This window comes from Nonomuraea sp. NPDC048901 (assembly GCF_040649695.1).
GTDB lineage: Bacteria > Actinomycetota > Actinomycetes > Streptosporangiales > Streptosporangiaceae > Nonomuraea.
Window position 1 is genome coordinate 31,255 of record NZ_JBEZFW010000025.1, and the last position, 13,591, is coordinate 44,845.

At 69.9% G+C, this 13,591-nt stretch carries 17 protein-coding genes; 11 read left to right on the forward strand and 6 right to left on the reverse strand.

The window, feature by feature from the left end; translation table 11 throughout:
- Positions 1 to 29: 29 nt before the first annotated feature.
- Positions 30 to 518 (reverse strand): YbjN domain-containing protein, encoded by a 489-nt coding sequence (locus AB0C30_RS50920; protein ID WP_357958065.1) that lies wholly within the window; start codon positions 516 to 518, stop codon positions 30 to 32.
- Between the two features lie 26 nt (positions 519 to 544).
- Entirely contained in the window at positions 545 to 1,783 is a 1,239-nt protein-coding gene (mshA, locus tag AB0C30_RS50925) for a D-inositol-3-phosphate glycosyltransferase (protein ID WP_357958294.1), read from the reverse strand.
- Between the two features lie 133 nt (positions 1,784 to 1,916).
- Between mshA and AB0C30_RS50930 the strand changes: the two genes are divergently transcribed.
- Both AB0C30_RS50930 and AB0C30_RS50935 read left to right on the forward strand, forming a co-directional pair.
- Positions 1,917 to 2,660 (forward strand): SDR family NAD(P)-dependent oxidoreductase, encoded by a 744-nt coding sequence (locus AB0C30_RS50930; protein ID WP_357958068.1) that lies wholly within the window; start codon positions 1,917 to 1,919, stop codon positions 2,658 to 2,660.
- Complete coding sequence (locus AB0C30_RS50935) at positions 2,653 to 3,444, forward strand: class I SAM-dependent methyltransferase (RefSeq protein ID WP_357958070.1); 792 nt, start codon at positions 2,653 to 2,655, stop codon at positions 3,442 to 3,444. Before AB0C30_RS50930 ends, AB0C30_RS50935 begins: the two co-directional genes overlap by 8 nt.
- Before the next feature lie 15 nt (positions 3,445 to 3,459).
- On the opposite strand, the gene AB0C30_RS50940 is transcribed toward AB0C30_RS50935, so the two are convergent.
- Entirely contained in the window at positions 3,460 to 3,963 is a 504-nt protein-coding gene (locus AB0C30_RS50940; RefSeq protein ID WP_357958072.1) for an O-acetyl-ADP-ribose deacetylase, read from the reverse strand.
- A 54-nt stretch (positions 3,964 to 4,017) separates the two neighbouring features.
- Here AB0C30_RS50940 and AB0C30_RS50945 point away from each other — a divergent pair, with 54 nt between their 5' ends.
- The 5 genes from AB0C30_RS50945 to AB0C30_RS50965 all read left to right on the forward strand — a co-directional run bounded on the left by AB0C30_RS50945 (position 4,018) and on the right by AB0C30_RS50965 (position 6,740).
- Positions 4,018 to 4,380 (forward strand): BlaI/MecI/CopY family transcriptional regulator, encoded by a 363-nt coding sequence (locus tag AB0C30_RS50945; RefSeq protein ID WP_225294249.1) that lies wholly within the window; start codon positions 4,018 to 4,020, stop codon positions 4,378 to 4,380.
- Positions 4,377 to 5,282, forward strand: coding sequence for a M56 family metallopeptidase (locus AB0C30_RS50950; RefSeq protein WP_357958074.1), 906 nt, complete (start codon positions 4,377 to 4,379; stop codon positions 5,280 to 5,282). The genes AB0C30_RS50945 and AB0C30_RS50950 overlap by 4 nt, the downstream gene beginning before the upstream one ends.
- A gap of 59 nt (positions 5,283 to 5,341) precedes the next feature.
- Entirely contained in the window at positions 5,342 to 5,833 is a 492-nt protein-coding gene (locus AB0C30_RS50955) for a helix-turn-helix domain-containing protein (protein ID WP_357958076.1), read from the forward strand.
- A gap of 3 nt (positions 5,834 to 5,836) precedes the next feature.
- The gene (locus AB0C30_RS50960; protein ID WP_357958078.1) at positions 5,837 to 6,253 is read left to right on the forward strand and encodes a hypothetical protein; all 417 of its coding nucleotides are present in this window, start codon (positions 5,837 to 5,839) and stop codon (positions 6,251 to 6,253) included.
- A gap of 118 nt (positions 6,254 to 6,371) precedes the next feature.
- Complete coding sequence (locus tag AB0C30_RS50965; protein ID WP_357958080.1) at positions 6,372 to 6,740, forward strand: DUF2516 family protein; 369 nt, start codon at positions 6,372 to 6,374, stop codon at positions 6,738 to 6,740.
- Here the strand turns inward: AB0C30_RS50965 and AB0C30_RS50970 are convergent.
- Entirely contained in the window at positions 6,725 to 7,294 is a 570-nt protein-coding gene (locus tag AB0C30_RS50970) for an SGNH/GDSL hydrolase family protein (protein ID WP_357958295.1), read from the reverse strand. The genes AB0C30_RS50965 and AB0C30_RS50970 overlap by 16 nt on opposite strands.
- 195 nt (positions 7,295 to 7,489) lie before the next feature.
- Here AB0C30_RS50970 and AB0C30_RS50975 point away from each other — a divergent pair, with 195 nt between their 5' ends.
- The gene (locus AB0C30_RS50975) at positions 7,490 to 8,224 is read left to right on the forward strand and encodes an alanyl-tRNA editing protein (RefSeq protein ID WP_357958081.1); all 735 of its coding nucleotides are present in this window, start codon (positions 7,490 to 7,492) and stop codon (positions 8,222 to 8,224) included.
- Positions 8,225 to 8,273: 49 nt separating this feature from the next.
- Here the strand turns inward: AB0C30_RS50975 and AB0C30_RS50980 are convergent, their stop codons facing one another.
- Complete coding sequence (locus AB0C30_RS50980) at positions 8,274 to 9,311, reverse strand: TetR/AcrR family transcriptional regulator C-terminal domain-containing protein (protein WP_357958083.1); 1,038 nt, start codon at positions 9,309 to 9,311, stop codon at positions 8,274 to 8,276.
- Between the two features lie 110 nt (positions 9,312 to 9,421).
- On the opposite strand from AB0C30_RS50980, the gene AB0C30_RS50985 reads away from it, so the two are divergent.
- Together AB0C30_RS50985 and AB0C30_RS50990 are read left to right on the forward strand one after the other, a co-directional pair.
- Positions 9,422 to 10,516, forward strand: coding sequence for an FAD-dependent monooxygenase (locus tag AB0C30_RS50985; protein WP_357958084.1), 1,095 nt, complete (start codon positions 9,422 to 9,424; stop codon positions 10,514 to 10,516).
- Between the two features lie 62 nt (positions 10,517 to 10,578).
- Complete coding sequence (locus AB0C30_RS50990) at positions 10,579 to 12,186, forward strand: DUF2207 domain-containing protein (protein WP_357958086.1); 1,608 nt, start codon at positions 10,579 to 10,581, stop codon at positions 12,184 to 12,186.
- Positions 12,187 to 12,196: 10 nt separating this feature from the next.
- Here AB0C30_RS50990 and AB0C30_RS50995 read toward each other — a convergent pair whose 3' ends face one another.
- The gene (locus AB0C30_RS50995) at positions 12,197 to 13,105 is read right to left on the reverse strand and encodes an asparaginase (RefSeq protein WP_357958088.1); all 909 of its coding nucleotides are present in this window, start codon (positions 13,103 to 13,105) and stop codon (positions 12,197 to 12,199) included.
- A 60-nt stretch (positions 13,106 to 13,165) separates the two neighbouring features.
- Here AB0C30_RS50995 and dtd point away from each other — a divergent pair, with 60 nt between their 5' ends.
- Positions 13,166 to 13,591 (forward strand): D-aminoacyl-tRNA deacylase, encoded by a 426-nt coding sequence (gene dtd, locus AB0C30_RS51000; protein ID WP_357958090.1) that lies wholly within the window; start codon positions 13,166 to 13,168, stop codon positions 13,589 to 13,591.

The following is a 13,591-nucleotide window of genomic DNA, read 5'->3' on the forward strand; positions in this document are numbered from 1 at the left end:
CGGGAAGCCCTCGGTCCGCGCCGGACCGGTCAGGTGTCGGTCCGCGCCGGATCAGCGAAGCGGGCGAACGCCTGGAGGTTGGCCAGCGACTCACCCCGTTTGGCGCGCCAGGCCCACTCACGCCTGATCGACGAGGCGAAGCCGAGCTCCAGAGCCCGGTCGAACCAGTCGTCCGAATAGGTCAGCACGCAGCCGAGCAGTCGGTCGATCTCCTCTTCCGTGATCGCCGTGAGCGGCACCCGGCCGACGAGGTAGACGTCGCCGACGCTGTCGACGGAGAAGTGGACGCCGTACATGCCGCCGTTCTTGGCGAGCAGCCATTTGTAGAACTCGGTGTGGTTCTCGTCGGGCTGGCGGCAGAAGAACGCCTCGACGTGCAGCGCCTGATCGCCGATGATCAACCACGTCATCGTGGCGAGTTTGTGCTGCCCGGGCAGCTTCACCAGGAACGCCCCCGGCCGCGGCTCGTCAAAGGAGACGTCTGCGGCCTTGAGCGCGGTTTCTACGACTTCGCGCATGTCGTACAGCCTACGGAACAGGCAGCCTATGAGATGACGGCGACCGGGAGCCGGTGCAGGTCGGCGACGGCGTCCGCGTAGACCTCCATCAGCCGCGACGACGTGGCCTGCCAGCCGAACGCCGCCGCGTGCTCACGGGCGCCGATCGACAGACCGTCGCGCCAGGCCGGCGCGGTGACGAAGCGGCGCAGCGCGCGTGCCCACTCGTGCGAGTCGTGGCCGTCCACGAGCACACCCGACACGCCATCCTGTACGGCCGTACGCAGCCCGCCCACGGCGGCCGCGGCGACGGGGGTGCCGCACGCCTGTGACTCCAGGGCGACCAGGCCGAACGACTCGCTGTAGGACGGCACTACGGTCACGTCGGCCGCGCGGTACCAGTCGGCCAGCTCGTGCTGCGGCGCGGGCGGCACGAGCCGGACGACGTCGGAGATGCCCAGCTCGGCGGCGAGCTCGGCGAGGAGGGACGGCCTGGCCAGGCCGTTGCCCGACGGGCCGCCCACGCACGCGACGACCAGGCGGTCACGCAGCGAAGGGTCGTCGATGAGCATCCGCGAGGCGGCGCGCAGCAGCACGTCGGGCGCCTTCAGCGGCTGGATCCGGCCCACGAACAGCAGGACGTGGGCGTTCTGCGGCAGCCCGAGACGGCGCCGGGAGGCCCCCTGTGAAGCGGGCTGGAAGACCGTGAGGTTGACACCCGGGTTCACCACCGCGACGCGTTCCTCCTGCGCCCCGTACAGCTCCATGAGCTCGTTCGCCTCGTCGGCGGTGTTGGCCACGAGCCGGTCGGCGATCTCCACGACCTGCTGCTCACCCACCACGCGGGCCTGCGGCTCGGGCTGGTCGTTCTGGGCCAGCAGCAGGTTCTTCACCTTGGCCATGGTGTGCATGGTGTGCACCAGGGGCACGCCCCAGCGCTCCTTGGCCAGCCAGCCGACCTGGCCGGACAGCCAGTAGTGCGAGTGGATCACGTCATAGCGGCCGGGGTCGTACATCGCCTCGGTCCGCAGCACGCCGGACAGGAACGCGCAGAGCTGGCCGGGCAGGTCGGCCCTGGTCAGCTCCTCGTACGGTCCGGCGGTCAGGTGGCGGACCATGACACCGGGGGCGAGGTCGGCTACCGGTGGCAGGTCACGTCCAGTGGCCCGGGTGAAGATCTCCACCTCGACGCCGGACTCGGCCAGCCGCTTCGCCGATTCGACGATGTACACGTTCATCCCGCCGGCGTCGCCCGTGCCGGGCTGTTCCAGGGGAGACGTGTGCATGCTGATGGTCGCGACCCGGTTGACCCGTCGTCGCCTCACCCGACACCACCTCCAAACGCAGTACAACTATGCAGAACATCCCGACATTCCCGACAAGCGGGGTGTCATGGGCAGTGCTGGCAAGATGTGTGCCATGAAGAAGACAGCTGTGGTGACGGGCGCGAGCAGCGGGATCGGTGAGGCGACGGCGCGGCGGCTGGCCGCCGCGGGCTACGACGTGGTGGCGGGCGCGCGACGTCGGGACCGGCTGGACAAGCTGGCCGCCGAGGTGCCCGGGATCCGCCCCGTGTCCCTGGACGTGACCTCTCAGGAGTCGGTGGACGCGCTGGCGGCCTCGCTCGACCGGTGCGACGTGCTGGTCAACAACGCCGGTGGCGCACTCGGCATGGAGCCGGTGGCCGAGGGGCGGCTCGACGACTGGCAGCGGATGTACGACACCAACGTCCTCGGATCCTTGCGGATGACGCAGGCCCTGGTGCCCATGCTCGTCGAGTCGGGCGACGGGGTGCTGGTGATGCTCACCTCGACCGCGGGGCTGGTGGCGTACGAGGGCGGGGGCGGCTACGTGGCCGCCAAGCAGGCGCAGCGGTCGATGGCCGAGACGCTCAGGCTGGAGCTGGTCGGGCAGCCCGTACGCGTCGTGGAGATCGCGCCGGGCATGGTCCAGAGCGAGGGCTTCGCGGTGACCCGCTTCCGCGGCGACGAGACGGCGGCCGCCCGCGTCTACCAGGGCGTGCCGGATCCGCTGAGCTCCGACGACGTGGCCGACGCGATCGTGTGGTGCGTCACCAGGCCCGCGCACGTGAACATCGACCGCCTGGTCATGCGCCCGCGCGCCCAGGCCGCCCAGCACCGGGTGCACCGCGTCGGTGGCTAGGCCGGTCGGTTCGATCACCAGGGGCACGACCGGGCACAACCGGCTGCGGCGCGCCGACCGGTGGATCGCCGCCGCCCACGGCCGTCTGCTGCGCGGCGCCGTCCGGCCGCTGGCCGTGGACCTCGGCTACGGCGCCTCCCACACCACCACGCTGGAGCTGTTCACCCGCCTGCGGCGGATCAGACCGGACATCGAGGTGGTGGGCATCGAGATCGACCCCGCGCGGGTCGCCCTGGCCAAGCCGTACGAGCGTGCCGGGCTGAGCTTCGCCCTGGGCGGCTTCGAACTGCCGGTCTCGCGTCCCCCGCTGCTGATCCGGGCCTTCAACGTCCTCAGGCAGTACGGCGAGGCCGACGCCTGGCGCTACTGGGAGGCGCTGCGCGGCCGGTTGGCCCCCGGCGGCGTCCTGGTGGAGGGCACCTGCTCGGAGAGCGGCCACCGGGCGATCTGGGCCGGTCTGGATCGGGACGGCCCGCGCACGCTCACCCTCTCGGCCAGGTTCGACGCCTTCGACCGCCCTTCGGACCTGGCCGACCGCCTGCCGAAGACCCTCATCCACCGCAACGTCCCCGGTGAGCGCATCCATGCGTTCCTGAGCGACTTCGACCGCGCCTGGGCGAGAACCGCCCCGTACGGCGCCCACGGCCGCCGGCAACGCTGGCTGGCCGCCATGGACATGCTGGCGAACTCCTGGCCCATCCACCGGCATCCACCGCTCGGCGGCACGGCCAGATGGCGCCTCGGCGAACTGACCCTCCCCTGGGACTCCGTGGCGCCCCTGTGACTAAAGAGCGGCTGACTAAAGAGCGGCGGAGAAGGCCGCGTAAGCGACCGCGTCGAACAGGACGAACCGCACTTCGTCCACAGCTGTGGAAACCTCCCGCACAGTGCGCAGCGCGATGCGGGCGCCGTCGTCCAGTGGCCACCCATAGATGCCGGTCGAGATCGCGGGAAAGGCCACCGATCGGGCCCCCAGTGAGTCGGCCACCCGGAGCGACTCGCGATAACACGAGGCCAGGACTTTGGAGCGGTCATCGGTCCGCGAATAGACCGGCCCGACGGTGTGGATCACCCAGCGGGCGTCGAGCCGTCCGGCGGTCGTGGCCACGGCCTGCCCGGCCGGCAGTCCCTTGCCGTAGTGGGACGCCCGCAACGCCCGGCATTCGGCGAGAATCTCCGGCCCACCCCGCCGGTGGATCGCGCCGTCGACCCCGCCCCCGCCCATCAGCGACGAGTTGGCGGCGTTGACGATCGCGTCAACCGTCTGCGCGGTGATGTCCCCCTGTACGAGCGTGACGTCCATCTCACCAGCATCCCGGATGGCTGCTCGACGCTGTGTAGTACTACGCTGAAGAGTGTGAAGGGTCTTGGCGAGCTCGAACGCAGCATCATGGACATCATCTGGGCGGGGAGCAGCCCGCTGACGGCCCGTGAGGTCGGCAGGCTCATAGCCGACCGCGATCTGGCCCCGACCACCGTCATGACCGTCCTCGACCGTCTGACCCGCAAGGGGTTCCTCCAGCGGACCCGAGACGGCCGCGCCTGGCGCTACGAGCAGGCGGCGAGCCGCGACGCGTACATCGCTGAGCTTATGCTGGAAGCTCTGGACCTGACGGGCGACCGCTCGGCCGCCCTCACCCGCTTCGCCCAGGCCGTGTCCGGCTCTGAGGCGGAGATCCTGCGCAGGGCTCTCACGGAGCTGGAGCTGGAGGAAGAGTGACCACGGCAGCGACGCTGGCAGCGCTCGCCCTCGCGTGCGGGCTCGGCTCCTGGCGTCTCACGACTGCCCGCTGGACGTCTCGTGCCCCTCGGATCGCCATCATCCTCTGGCAGTCCCTGGGCGTGGCCTGGGGCCTGGCCACGACCGGCGCCATGCTGGCGTACGCCGTGCAGCCCTCCGGGCTGGGCATCCTGCCGGGCATGGCGGCCTTCCTGAGCGGCGAGCGGCCGCGCGGGACCTGGGATCCGCTGCACATGACGGCGATGATCGCCGGGCTGACCTCACTGACCGTCCTCATCGTGGTGCTGATCACCGCCGGCGTGCAGGCGCTGCAGGCGCGCAGGCGGCACCGCGTGCTGCTCGCGCTGATCGCCCGCGACGACCCGGGCGTGCCCGGCGTGCGGGTGCTCGACCATCCGAGCGCGGCGGCCTACTGCGTGCCGGGGCTGCGCTCGCAGGTGGTGGTCAGCGAGGGGGCGCTCAAGCTGCTCTCGCACGACGAGCTCACGGCCGTGCTCGCGCACGAGGCCGCGCACGTACGGGAGCGGCACGACCTGGTGCTGCTGCCGTTCGCCGCCCTGCGCCGGGCCCTGCCCTGGTCCAAGGTGGTCTGCGAGGCGCAGGCGCAGGTCGAGCTGCTCATCGAGATGGCCGCCGACGACCGCGCGCGCCGCTACTGCTCGCCGCGCAGGCTGGCCACCGCCCTGCTCAGGTTCGGTACGGCCGGCGCCATGCCGACCCCGCAGGGCATGCTCGGCGTACGCGCCCAGAACGTCATGGCCCGGGTGGATCGCCTGATCAAGCCGGGTCCCGCGCTGCCCACCACGATGCGCTTCAGCATCCTCGCCCTGTCCGTCACGTTGGTCACCGCCACCCCGTTCCTCTGGACCATCCAGTTTTAGCGCTTGCTGGCGTTAGCTTTGCGTTTGCAATTGCAAGCACTCTGGGGCACACTAGAGGCATGGCACTACCGAAGGTCGGCTCGATCGGCGAATACATCCGCGAGCAGCGGCAGCAGGCGAAGATCTCGCTGCGCCAGCTCGCGGCGGCCGCAGGGGTGTCCAACCCCTACCTCAGCCAGATCGAGCGCGGTCTGCGGAAGCCGAGCGCGGAGATTCTCAACCAGATCGCCAAGGGTCTGCACATTTCATCGCAAGCGCTCTATGTGCAGGCGGGCCTGATCGAGGATCGCGAGCCGCCGAGTGATGTCATCACCGCGATTCGCGCCGACGCGAACCTGAGCGGGCGGCAACGCCAGGTGCTCATCGATATCTACGAGTCGTTTCGCAAGGAGAAGCGCGCCGAAGACGAGCAGACCTCCCAGAACGCTCATCTCCGGCACGACTCCGAATCGGACGACGAGCCGCTGCCTGAGGAATATCTCGCCGCGCTTGAGCCTTTCGCGGCGTCCACCGGCAAGGGCACCGCCAACCAGGAAACCAAGGAAGGTTAACCCATGACGCTGGCCACTGAGGTCAAGAAGCTCACCGACTCCAAGCCTTTCTACGCCGTGGCGGGTGCGGGCGACTACGCGGTGGAGAAGCTGCGGGAGCTGCCCGAGCAGCTGCTGAAGCTGCAGTCCCGGCGCGCTGAGATCGCCAAGGACCTGCCCGTGAAGGCCCGCACCTACGCCGACAAGGCCGAGGGCTTCGCCAGGGAGTTCCCCGAGAAGGCGCGCACCTACGCCGACCAGCTGACCGTGCTGGCCACCGAGGTCTACGAGGACTTCGCCACCCGCGGGCGCAAGGTCGTCAGCAAGACGACCGGCGAGGCCGCGCTGGAGCTGGAGGAGGTGTCGGAGGCCGCCGAGCCGGCCGTCGCCACCCCCGTCAAGAAGCCCCGCACCACCAAGGCCACCACGCCCAAGGCCTGACACCACGCCGAAAGCCCACCTCCGCACGGAGGTGGGCTTTCCGCTTCGGGGGTGCCCGTTTGTCGGGGGCGCCTACTAGGCTGGGGCCGTTTCATCGCGAGGGTTGGGCGGGACTCACATGGAAATTGTCAACGGCGGCTTGAATCTTCTCTTCCTGCTGCTCGCGGCCGGCATCTTCGGCATGTCGGTCTATGCGCTGGTGCACGCGGCGCGGGTGCCGGCCAACGCGTTCGTGTCGGCCGGCAAGCTGCAGAAAAACCTCTGGCTGATCATCCTGATCCTGGCCACGCTGTTCTCCGCCGCGGGCGCGTGGTCCTACTTCCAGGCCTTCATGTTCCTTGGGGGCAGCGAGTTCCTCGGGATCGGGCTGGGGTTCTTCTCGATCATCGCCGTCATCGCGGCGACGGTCTACGTCGTCGACGTCAAGCCCGCCGTCAAGGGCATGGGCGGGCGCGGTGGCAACAACGGCCCCTACGGACCTTGGTGATCCTTCCCTGGTAGGCGGCCGATGGCGTCGGCCAGCCATTGGGCCAGGTGGAAGTGGCCCTCGGCGGTCGGATGGATGCCGTCGGGGAGCAGCTGACCGCGCGGTGTGCCGGTGATCCGTTGCTCGGCGAGCGGGTCCAGGAAGGGGATTGCTTCCTGCTGGGCCAGGCCTGACAGCGCGTCACGCAGCCGATAGGCCTTGCGTGGGGTGTCGTGCAGCCAGATAGGGCCGATCATGAGGATCCGGGTTCTCGGCCAGCGGGTCCGCGCCTCGGAGATGAGGCTCGCCGCCGCTCGCCGTACGCTCGTCGGCGACCAGGGGCTGTCGTTGTGGCCGCCTGAGATGATCAGCGTGTCGGGCGCGGGGCGCCAGGCCAGCTCGGCCTCGAACGACTCCTGGAACGTACGCCCGACGCGGCCCTGGTTGAGATAGCCGGTGCCACCCGCGCCCGCGATGACCGGCTGCCAGCCGAGCAGGCGGGCCGACTCGGCGGCGTAGGTCCGCCAGAGCGGCACCGGGCCGGAACCGACCGTGAAGCTGTCGCCGACGAACATCACGACGGGTGCGGCCAGCCCGCTCCGCGGCAGAGGCGACTCAGAATGAAGCTGCGCCGGGCTCGGCCAAGGTTCACCAGCCCCACCACCACATCCCGATATCGCACAACAAATCCCCAATATCGCGACAGCCGGTGCGATCAGGGCTCGATCCAGCAGGCCGCGCATAACCACCTCGGGGATTAAGCTGCCGACATGACTCATGACCTCCACGGGCGGACAGAACGGCTCGAATTGTCGGATCAGGACCTGCGCGACTTCGAGGCCGTCGTCCTTGACTCCACACCCGACGGAATCGTGCTGAGCAAGTCGGCATTCTATCCGGGCGGAGGCGGCCAGCCGGCGGATCACGGAGTTCTGCTTTGGCAGGGGGTGGAAACTCGGATCGTCGGAGTGCGCAAAGGCGATGATCTGCACCTGATTCCGGCAGAGGGCGATCCGGTCCCGCCGGTGGGCACGGTCGTTCAGGGGGCGGTGGCCGACGCGCGGCGTTCCGCCCTGATGCGTACCCACTCGGGGTTGCACGTCCTGTGCGGCGTCGTCTTCCGCGACTACGGCTCGCTGGTGACGGGCGGCAACATGGACGAGCTGAGCGCGCGGATGGACTTCAACCTGCCGGAGCTGCCGCCGGGCTTCAAGGAGGCGGTCGAGGACGCGTGCAACGCCGAGATCGTCGCGGACCGGCGGATCGACGTACGGGTGCTGCCGCGCAAGGAGGCGTTCGATATCCCGGACATCATCCGGACGGCGACCAACCTGGTGCCGGAGCATGTGGAGGACGTCAGGATCGTCGACATCGTCGGGCTGGACACCCAGGCCGACGGGGGCACGCATGTCGCCTCGACGAAGCAGATCGGGCGCATCAAGGTCGCCAAGATCGAGAGCAAGGGCCGCGGCTTCCGCCGCCTCCGCATCGCGATCTCGGACTGACGTCTCCGCGCCGCAGGACCAGCGTCTCCGCATCGCGCTCCCGGGCTGATCACGACCTGGCTCGGCCCGCGCCTTCGATGATCCCGGCCAGGCCGTCGAGCAGCGATCGCAGACCGAACTCGAAGAGCCGGTCGAGATCGAAGTCGAAGTCGCCCCCCATCCGGCGGATGACGTCGACGAACGTGGGATAGGCGCCCGAGGTGACGACGGCCGTCAGCCGCGCGTCCTGGGCCCGCATCCATTCGTCGTCGGTGAGGCCGGTCTCGGCCTGCGCCTGAGACTCCAGCTCGAAGTTGGCGGCGATCCCCTCGACGTAGCTGTACATCAGGATGTGCACGTGCATCATGCTCTCCGGGTCGAGGCCGTGGCCGTCGACCGCCGCCAGCGCCCATTCGGCGTGCTTGAGCAGGCTGGGTGACGGCAGCGGCCGGCTCAGCGAGGTGATCCGGGTGAGCCACGGGTGCCGCCGGTAGGCCGCCCACTGCACGCGGGCCGCCACCTCCAGCCGGGCCCGCCAGCCGGGCGGCGGCTCGGCGGGGAGCGGGTATTCGCCGAACACCTGGTCGATCATCAGCTCGACCAGGTCGTCCTTGCTGCCCACATGGCGGTAGAGCGACATCGTGGCCACGCCGAGCCGACCCGCGACGCCGCGCATGGACAGCGCGGACAGCCCTTCGACGTCGGCGATCTCGACGGCGGTCCGCACGACACGCTCCCGCGTCAGATCACGCGCGGAGTCACGGCCCGGGTCACGGCCCAGATCGTGACCCGGATCGCGGGAGACCGCATCAGGGGCGGGGCCTCGCGTCGGCTCTCGGCTGGGGTCATGGGGGTCGCCGTGCGGTCGCCGTGGTGACCGGGCCGAGGGTCCGGCGACGACCGTGCCGACGCGCGACTCGGCCACGACCACGCCTTCCTGCGCGAGCCGGGCCAGCGCCTTGGCGGCCGTGGCCAGAGCCACGTCCCAGTCCCGCGCCAGCTGCCTGGTGGAGGGCACCCGCTCCCCGACCCGCAACTCGCCGTCCGCTATCCGGCGCTTGATGTCGTCGACGATCCGCACGTACGGCGGCACCGCTTCCCCAACCACCCGGCCTCCTCCACCCCTGTACTAGTACAGAGATTAGCAGAATCCCTGTTGCAAAGCCTGTCTGTACGCCGTACATTCACCTCGTACAGCGTCAACAAAAGGGAGATCCCATGAACGTCCTCATCTCCGGCGCCAGCATCGGCGGACCCGTCCTGGCCTACTGGCTGCGCGAACACGGCTTCGAGGTGACCGTCGTCGAACGCGCCCCCGCCCCCCGCCGAGGCGGCCAGGCGATCGACATCCGGGGAGCCGCCCTGGAGGTGGCCGGGCGCATGGGCATCCTGGAGCAGGCACGAGCCATGAAGACCGACATGCGCGGCATGTCGATGGTCGACGGCGACGGCAACGAGCTGATGCGCACCACCGAGGAGACGATCAGCGGCGGCCGGCTGGACAGCCCCGACATCGAGATCATGCGCGACGACCTGACCGCGCTCGTCATCGCCGCCTCGGGCAGCGGCGTCGAATACCTCTATGGCGACTCGATCGCGGCGCTCCACCAGAACGGCCAAGGGGTCCAGGTGACGTTCGAGAGCGGCGTGCGGCGGCGCTTCGACTACGTGGTCGGCGCCGACGGCCTGCACTCGAACGTGCGCGGGCTGGTGTTCGGCGAGGAGTCGCGGTTCATTCACCACCTGGGCATGTACGTGGCGATCTACAGTGCCGACAACTTCCTCGACCTGGACCGCTGGCAGGTGTGGCACCGCGAGGGCGACGCGGGGTTCGGCCTCTACACCGCCACCGGCAACGCCTCGATCAGGGTCAACATCGGCTTCGGTGGCGAGGACGTCGCCTACGACTACCGCGACATCGAGCAGCAGAAGCGGCTCATCGAGGAGCGCTGCTCCGGGCTGGGCTGGGAGACGCCCCGGCTGCTGAAGGCGATGTGGGCGGCCGACGACTTCTACTTCGACGCGATGGCGCAGATCCGGATGGAGCGCTGGTCCGAGGGCCGGGTGACGCTGGTCGGCGACGCCGGCTACTGCGCCTCGCCGCTGTCGGGCCAGGGCACCAGCCTGGCGATGGTGGGCGCGTACGTACTGGCCCAGGAGCTGTCCAGGGACCCGCACGACGCGTTCGACCGCTATGAGGCGCGGATGCGGCCGTTCGCCGAGCTCAATCAGGCTCTCGCCCTGGAGAACCCCGGCCAGGGCGCGGCCCCGGAGAACGTCCAGCGGGCCGCCAACGGCATCGCGCTCGACTGATCCAGCCTGGTCGGAAGACGCCGTACGCCTCCAAGGAGGACGAACCGCTACGATGTGCCGCCATGACGGGTATCAGGCGCACGCTGGCCATACTGGGGGCCGTCGCTCTGTCGCTGACCGCCGTCCCCGCCACGGCGGCGGCCGGGATCACCGACGAGGTGACCATGAGCCTCGCCAAGAACGGCACACTGCACGTGGTCGAGAAGATCAGCGGCGGCTCGGGGGAGCTCAAGCGGACGTTCCTCACCAGGACCCGCTTCGACGACGACAACGACCGGCTGTACCAGATCTCGAACGTCAAGGGCGGCACACTCGCCGGCGACGTGCTGACCATGAAGGGGCCCGGCACCGTCGAGTACGACGTCAAGGGGGCCGTGACGCCCGCGGGTGCCATCGAGGAGCTGCGCTGGTTCGCGGTGAACGGCTGGAGCGAGCCGGTCACCAAGGCGACGGTCAAGGTGAGCGGCCCCGGCCAGGTGCAGAACCTGTCGTGCTTCGCCGGTGAGCTGACCTCGGCCATCGGCTGTACGTCCGCGTCCATGGACCACGGCGCCACCGAGGCCGCCTTCGAGCAGCAGAACGTGGGCCCCGGTCAGGCACTGACCGTGGTCGTCGGCTACGCCAAGGGCTCCACCAGCGGCGCGCCGATCCTGGAGCGGCGCTTCTCGCTGGCCGGCGCGTTCACGCTGAACGGCGTCACCGGCGGCGCGCTCGCCGCCCTGCTGGTCCTCCTGCTCGGCGGCGTCGGCCTGCTCTACTGGACGCGCGGACGCGACTCCAGGGCCGCTGGCCACGAGCGCAGCTCGGTCGCCCCCGTGCAGAACGGGCACTTCTCCCCGCCCGACGGTGTCCGGCCCGGCCAGATCGGCACACTGGTGGACGAACAGGCCGACGTGGTCGACGTCACCGCGACAATCGTGGACCTCGCGGTCCGCGGTTACCTGCGCATCGACGAGCAGCCGCGGCAGACCTACGACGCGCCCGACTGGACGCTGGTCAGGCTGCCGAACGCGCCGGTCAACACGCTGCTGCCGTACGAGCGGGCGCTGTACGACGCCATCTTCGACGGGCGCGACATGGTGCTGCTGTCTCAGATGTCCGGTTCGTTCGCCAGTCACCTGGGCAAGGTCCGCGACGCCCTCTACGCCGACGTGGTGACGCAGGGCTGGTTCGCCCGCCGTCCCGACACCGAGCGGACCCGCTGGACGGTCATCGGCGTGCTGCTCATCGGTGTGGGCCTGCTGGCCACGGTGGCGCTCGCCTGGTTCACCACGTACGGCCTGCTGGGCCTGGCGCTGATCATCGCCGGCGGCGCTCTGGCGGTCGGCGGCCAGTACATGCCCGCCAAGACCGCCAAGGGGTCGGCCGCGCTGGCGCACACGATGAGTTTCCGCGAGTACCTGTTCTCCGGTGACCTCGGTGAGGTGCCCGAACAGCACCGGGTGGAGCTGTTCTCCCGCTATCTCCCGTACGCGGTGATCTTCGATGGCGTGGAGCACTGGTCCCGGGTCGTCGCCTCGGTCACCGGCAACGGGCCCCAGTCCGACAACCTGTACTGGTATCACGGCCCGGCTGAGTGGGATCTGTCCAAGTTCGCCGGGTCGATGCGTACATTCACCACGACGACCTCAGGCGCCATCTCGGCCAGCCGCCAGTTCCGCACGTTGTAGGAGCCAGCGCTTAGCGGAGGCGTAGTTCGCCCACGGCGCGTCCGCCGCCCATCAGCGGCGGGCGGGCCATCGTGTCCAGTTCCGGGGCGTCCAGGCCGAGCGAGCGCAGCGCCGTCACCGTGGCGGGCGTGCGGGCCCGCTGCGCGCCGTCCTCGACCTTGACGGTGCCCGCCCGCCCGTCCTCGAACACGAACGCGTTGAACCCCTCCGCGCCCACCTTGACCATCAGCCCCGGCAGGGCCCGCATCAGCTCGGTCTCCGGCCTGATCGTGCCGGACGTCCACTCCGGATGCGCGCGCATGGTGTCGAAGATCCGCCGCTCGTACGAGCCCGCCTCCCCCAGAGCCAGCGCGCGGAAGGCCCGCGTCACGCCCACCATCGAGACGAAGAACAGCGGCGCGCCGCACCCGTCCACGCCCGAGGCCGCGACCCGCTCGCCCGTCAGCTCCTCCACCGTGCGGCGGATCGTCCGCTGCAACGGGTGCGTCGGCTCCAGGTAAGTGGCGAGCGGCCAGTCGTTCAGCACACAGGTGGCGAGCATGGCGGCGTGCTTGCCGGAGCAGTTCATGTAGACGCGGCCCAGGTCGGTCGCCGCCCGGTCGGCGGGGTAATCCTCGGGGCAGAGCAGCGCCGACTCCGTCAGTCCGGCCTCCGCCAGGATCTTCCGCACGCCGTCGACGTGGTACGGCTCTCCGGAGTGGGAGGCGCAGGCCAGCGCGAGGAGTTCGCCGTCGAGCGCGAGCCCGGCGCGGAGCATGCCGACCGCCTGGAACGGCTTCATGGCCGAGCGCGGCGAGGCCGGCACGTGCACCGCGCCGTGCACCGCGACCGGATCGCCCGCGGCGTCCACGGTGAGCATGCGCACGTGATGGGTCGACTCCACGAACCCGGACCGGACAACCTCGACAACCAGCGACATTCGCCTCCCCTTTCGGCATGAGTCTACGAAGCCTTTTGACCTGGGCCAGAATGAGGTCTTATGCGAGCAGTCGTACAGCGAGTCAGCACCGCGTCGGTGGTGGTCGACGGGGTGACCGTCGGAGCGATCGACGAGCCGGGCCTGCTCGTGCTGGTCGGCGTCACGCACCCGGACACCCGCGCCGAGGCGCGCAAGCTCGCCGCCAAGCTCTGGGGGCTGCGCATCCTGCATGGCGAGAAGTCCTGCTCCGACGTGTCGGCGCCGCTTCTGGTGATCAGCCAGTTCACTCTCTACGGCGACGCCCGCAAGGGCAGGCGGCCCACCTGGCAGGCCGCCGCTCCAGGACCGGTTGCCGAGCCGCTGGTGGACGCCGTGGTGGACGAACTCCGGGCGCTGGGAGCCCACGTGGAGACGGGCCGGTTCGGCGCGGACATGAAGGTGTCCCTGGTCAACGACGGCCCGATCACGCTTGTGGTGGACGTGTGA